This window comes from Caulobacter segnis, from assembly GCF_003243465.1.
Taxonomy (GTDB): Bacteria; Pseudomonadota; Alphaproteobacteria; order Caulobacterales; family Caulobacteraceae; genus Caulobacter; species Caulobacter segnis_A.
In genome coordinates this window covers 1-4,218 of sequence record NZ_QFQZ01000145.1, presented here as the reverse complement: position 1 = coordinate 4,218, position 4,218 = coordinate 1, and the positions used below count along the sequence as shown (strand labels likewise).

Annotated in this window: 3 protein-coding genes; all 3 read left to right on the top strand. The window is 67.3% G+C overall.

Going from position 1 to position 4,218, the window contains the following annotated elements:
- Positions 1–231: 231 nt before the first annotated feature.
- Positions 232–861, top strand: coding sequence for a GntR family transcriptional regulator (locus tag DI526_RS23180; protein ID WP_304283345.1), 630 nt, complete (start codon positions 232–234; stop codon positions 859–861).
- 87 nt (positions 862–948) lie between these two features.
- Positions 949–3,378 carry a TonB-dependent receptor gene (locus DI526_RS23175; RefSeq protein WP_304283343.1) on the top strand — a complete coding sequence of 810 codons (2,430 nt, stop codon included), beginning with the start codon at positions 949–951 and terminating at the stop codon, positions 3,376–3,378.
- A gap of 23 nt (positions 3,379–3,401) precedes the next feature.
- Positions 3,402–4,218, top strand: an 817-nt coding sequence (locus DI526_RS23170; RefSeq protein WP_304283340.1) for a PHB depolymerase family esterase, incomplete at its 3' end; no start/stop codon positions are given.

Here is a 4,218-nt window from a genome sequence, read left to right as displayed (position 1 = left end):
AAGGCGCCGCCACTTCAGGTTCAACTACGGCGCCAGCGCCGGTCACCCATGCCGCGCGAGCGGCTTAGTCCTCTGGCGCTTGATCGAACTTGGAGCCGTTGGCCCAGACGATTGAGTTCTGCTCGAAACTACGCTTCAACGAATAAGCTTGCTACGATCGCGCGACACTCGAGATTGTAGGCAATGGCAAAACCGATCCCACCGCATCTTCTGCAAAAGCGAAATCGATCCGTGGCGGATCGCGTCGCTCTGGATTTGGCCTATCTGATCGAGACGAACGTCTACAAGCCTGGTGACCGGCTTCGGGAGATCGAGCTTTCGGAGCGATTCAAGGTCAGTCGCGCGCCCGTTCGCGAGGCTCTGCGCATCCTGGCCACGCGCTCGCTGGTGCACATCGAACCGATGAAGGGCGCTACCGTCGCCAGACTGTCAGACCAAGAGGCCCGTGAGAGCGTCGAGATCAGCGCCGTGCTGTTTGGGTTCGCAGCGCGGAAGGCCGCGGCCCATAGAAATGACGAGGATATCCAATTGCTTTGGCGGCATGTCGAGCGTCTCGACGCGATGACCGGCGCGGGCGTCGAGCCAGAGGAGTTCTTCCGCCAGACCCTACGCGCCGGGTTCGCCGTGCTGGACGCCGCCAAGGGCGGCCGGCTGAAGTCGCTGATCCTCGATGTGCGCGCCGGCGCCGCTCATAACTTTGGTCCTTACGGCTTCACCACCGAGGAGCTCCGGGTGCGAGCCGCCCAGCGATGGCGTGACCTGGCAGAGGCCATCGTGCGCGGCGACGGCGACGAGGCCGACCGGCAAGCGCAGTTGACCCACGTCGACTCCTTAGCGGCCGCTCTAAAGATTACGGCATAAATTGTCGACAATTTGTAGACAGCGATAACCGTCTCGGCTTAGCCTCCCGCGATCAAAGGCGCGCAGACGCCATGAGGGAGGGTGACCATGGGACGGGCTTGTGCGGCCGCGGCCGAAGACTATTCCAGCCGCCGGGGCGCCGCGCGCCGGGCGGCGATGATGGGCGGTGTCGGGATCGCGGCGCTGGGGGCGCTGCTGACGGCGGGCGCGGCCTACGCGCAGGCTGCTGGTGATGTCGGCGAGGTGGTGGTCACCGCCCGCCGCCGCGCCGAGCAGCTGCGTGACGTTCCCGCCGCGGTCACCGCGATCACCGAGGCTGATCGTCAGGGGCTGGTGCTGGACCGCATGGAGGACTACCTGCGCCAGATCCAGGGCGTGACCCTGGTGACCTCTGGTCCTGAATATCTGAACGATATCTCGATCCGCGGGCAGGGTAGTGGTCGGGTCGGCTTCACCGAGACCGCCACGGGTCTCTATCGCGACGGCCTTTACAATTCCGGCGGCGGCTTCGGCGGCCGCTCGTTGACGCGGATGGACCTGTTCGACAATGCGCGGGTAGAGGTGCTGCGCGGGCCGCAAGGCGCGCTGTTCGGGCGCAACGCCGTTGGCGGCGCTGTCAACGTCATCTCCAACGCGCCCAGACCGGAATACGGCGGTACGGCGACCGTCCGCCGGTCCGATCCCAACCGCACCGACCTGGAGGCGATCGTCAACCTGCCGCTGGGTGACAAGCTGGCCGCGCGGCTGGGAGGCTTCATCAGCGACCAGCATGACGGCTTCATCGTCAACACCACGACCGGCGAGTTCACCGACACCCAGGATTCCAAGGGCGTGCGGCTGACGCTTGAGGCTCGCCCCTCGACCAAGGTCACCTTAGGCGCGATGGGCGAGTACTACGACAGTAGCGCGCCCGGCTTCACGGGCCTGGCCCGCAGTCCGACGCTGGATGCGGGTCCCGACATCCGCGCCAATCAGAACCGGCAAGGACGGACCGATATCAAGGAGAAGGGCTTCTCGCTGCGGGCCGATGTCGATCTGGGCTGGGCCGACATGGCGTTACGGGCCTCGCACCGCGAGCGGGACGGCGCGCGCGGCAACGAGGACGACGACCACTTCGTGGGCCTGTCGCTGTCCGACGTCGCGCCAGGGGCGGCGGTCAGCTATCCCGACTATTCGCGCGCCCAATTCGAGGACTATCGCCGCGATGTGGCCCAGGTCACCTTCGCGTCGAAGAAGGGCGGGCGCGTCAGTTGGCTGTTCGGCGCGGAGTACCTGAACTCCAAGGATCACGTGGTCACCGAGCCGCTCGACTGCCTCGCCTATACGGGCGCGGCCCTGGCCGCGACACCCGGCTGTTTCGTCGGTACGGCGGCGGTGGGCGCGGCCACGACCTTCTCGGCGGCGGCCCGCCAGGCCGGCCGCGGCACGATGAACCACGATACCTTCAACGAGAAGGTCGACTCCGTCTCGCTGTTCGGCGCGATCGAGGCCAAACTCGCCGAGCGCTGGCTGCTGGGCCTGGAGCTGCGCGGCCAGCACGATAGCCGCGACTACGACTTCGAGCGCTGGTCGGAGGACCCGCTGGTCTATTTCGGATCGGGAACCGCGCCGACAGGCCTGCTGGCCCCGATCGGCGGCTCGGGCGCGGCCACGGTCCAGTTCTGTCCGCCGACCCTGACGTCACCCGCCTGCGCGGCGGGGAACGAGACGGCCACGGTGCGCACCGGCTTCGGCAACACGTTCTACACGCCGACCGTGTCGCTGCGCTGGAACCTGGCCGATGAGCAGAACCTCTACTGGCGCTTCGCGACGGCCTACCGTTCGGGCGGCTTCAACACCAACCTTCCGCCGTCGGTGACCCGCACCCTGCTGCCGCAGATCCTGCGCTACGACGCCGAGTACGCCTATAACTACGAGACCGGTTGGAAGGGGCGCCTGTTTGGGTTCAACGCCGAGGCGGCCGTCTACTACACCTGGACCAACCAGGTGCAGGTGGTGACCGCGCCCTCGGCCGGCGCGACCGGCTTCATCCTATCCAACGCGGGCGACGCCCACGTCTATGGTTTCGAGGCCGAGGCGCGCCGCATCTTCCGGGTCGGACCGGGGCGGCTGGTGACGCGGGTATCCTACTCGACCTCGGACGGCGCGTTCGAGAAGGGCGCCAGCCTGATCAGCCAGGGCGTGACCGTCGACCTGAAAGGCAAGCACGTGCCGCGCCTGCGCGACAACCAGATCACGGCCAACCTGCTATACACGCAGCCGATTGGCCGCCTGCGCGGCTTTATCGGCGGTAGCGCTCAGTACGCGCACGGCGGCTACGAGACGCCGGAGAACAGCCGCGCCTATGCCGGTTACACCCTCTACGACGCCCGGATCGGCGTCGAAGGACGCAACTGGCGCTTCTCCGTCACCGGGCGGAACCTGACCGACGAGCGCTACGTGCTGAACGTGGTCGGGACCGCCGAATTCTGGAACCAACCGCGCATCTACGGCGCGGAACTGACGCTGCGTTACTAGGCGCCCAAGCAAGGATCGAACAGATGAAATCGATCGTTCTGACCTTCGTCGTCGCCACTTTGGCGCTGGGCTCCGGGGGGGCGTGGGCTCGGGACGAGGCCCCACCCGCTGCGCGCAGCGTCAGCGTGGGGGGCGTCGCGCGAGACTATCTGCTGGACACGCCGGTCAAGGCGTCGGGTCCGGTTCCACTGGTTATCGCCCTGCATGGCGGCGGCGGCAACGCCAAGACCATGACGCCGCGCTGGCTGGAGACCGCCCGGCGAGAGGGCTTCGCCGTGGCCTTTCCGAGCGGCGTGGGGCGAAGCTCTAACATGGGGACTTGGAACGCCGGAGGCTGCTGCGGCTTCGCCATGGCCTCGGACAGCGACGATGTCGCCTTCATCGGCGCGATGATTGACGACATCGCGCGCGACCATCGCATCGACCCGAAGCGCATCTATGTCACCGGCCTCTCCAATGGCGGCATGCTGACCTACCGCATCGGCGAGGCCCTGGCGCCGCGCGTCGCGGCCATCGCGGTGGTCTCTGGCGCGATGTTCGGCGGCGAGACGCCGCCGACAACTCCCGTCCCAGCCCTAATCATGCACGGCGAGCAGGACGACATCGTGCCGTTCAAGGGCGGGACTTCGCCGATGGCGCTGGTGGCGCGTTCGCAAACCCGGCCCTTTCGCGAGGTCGCCTACGCGGTGGACTTCTGGCGGCGCGCCGACGGCTGTGCGGACAAGCCTTCCGTCGAGCCCAAGGGCGACGTCACGGTCGAGACCTACGACCAGTGCGCCAGGGGCGGGGAGGTGGTGTTCTATCGGCTGAAGTCGGCCGGCCACACCTGGCCTGGGCCCG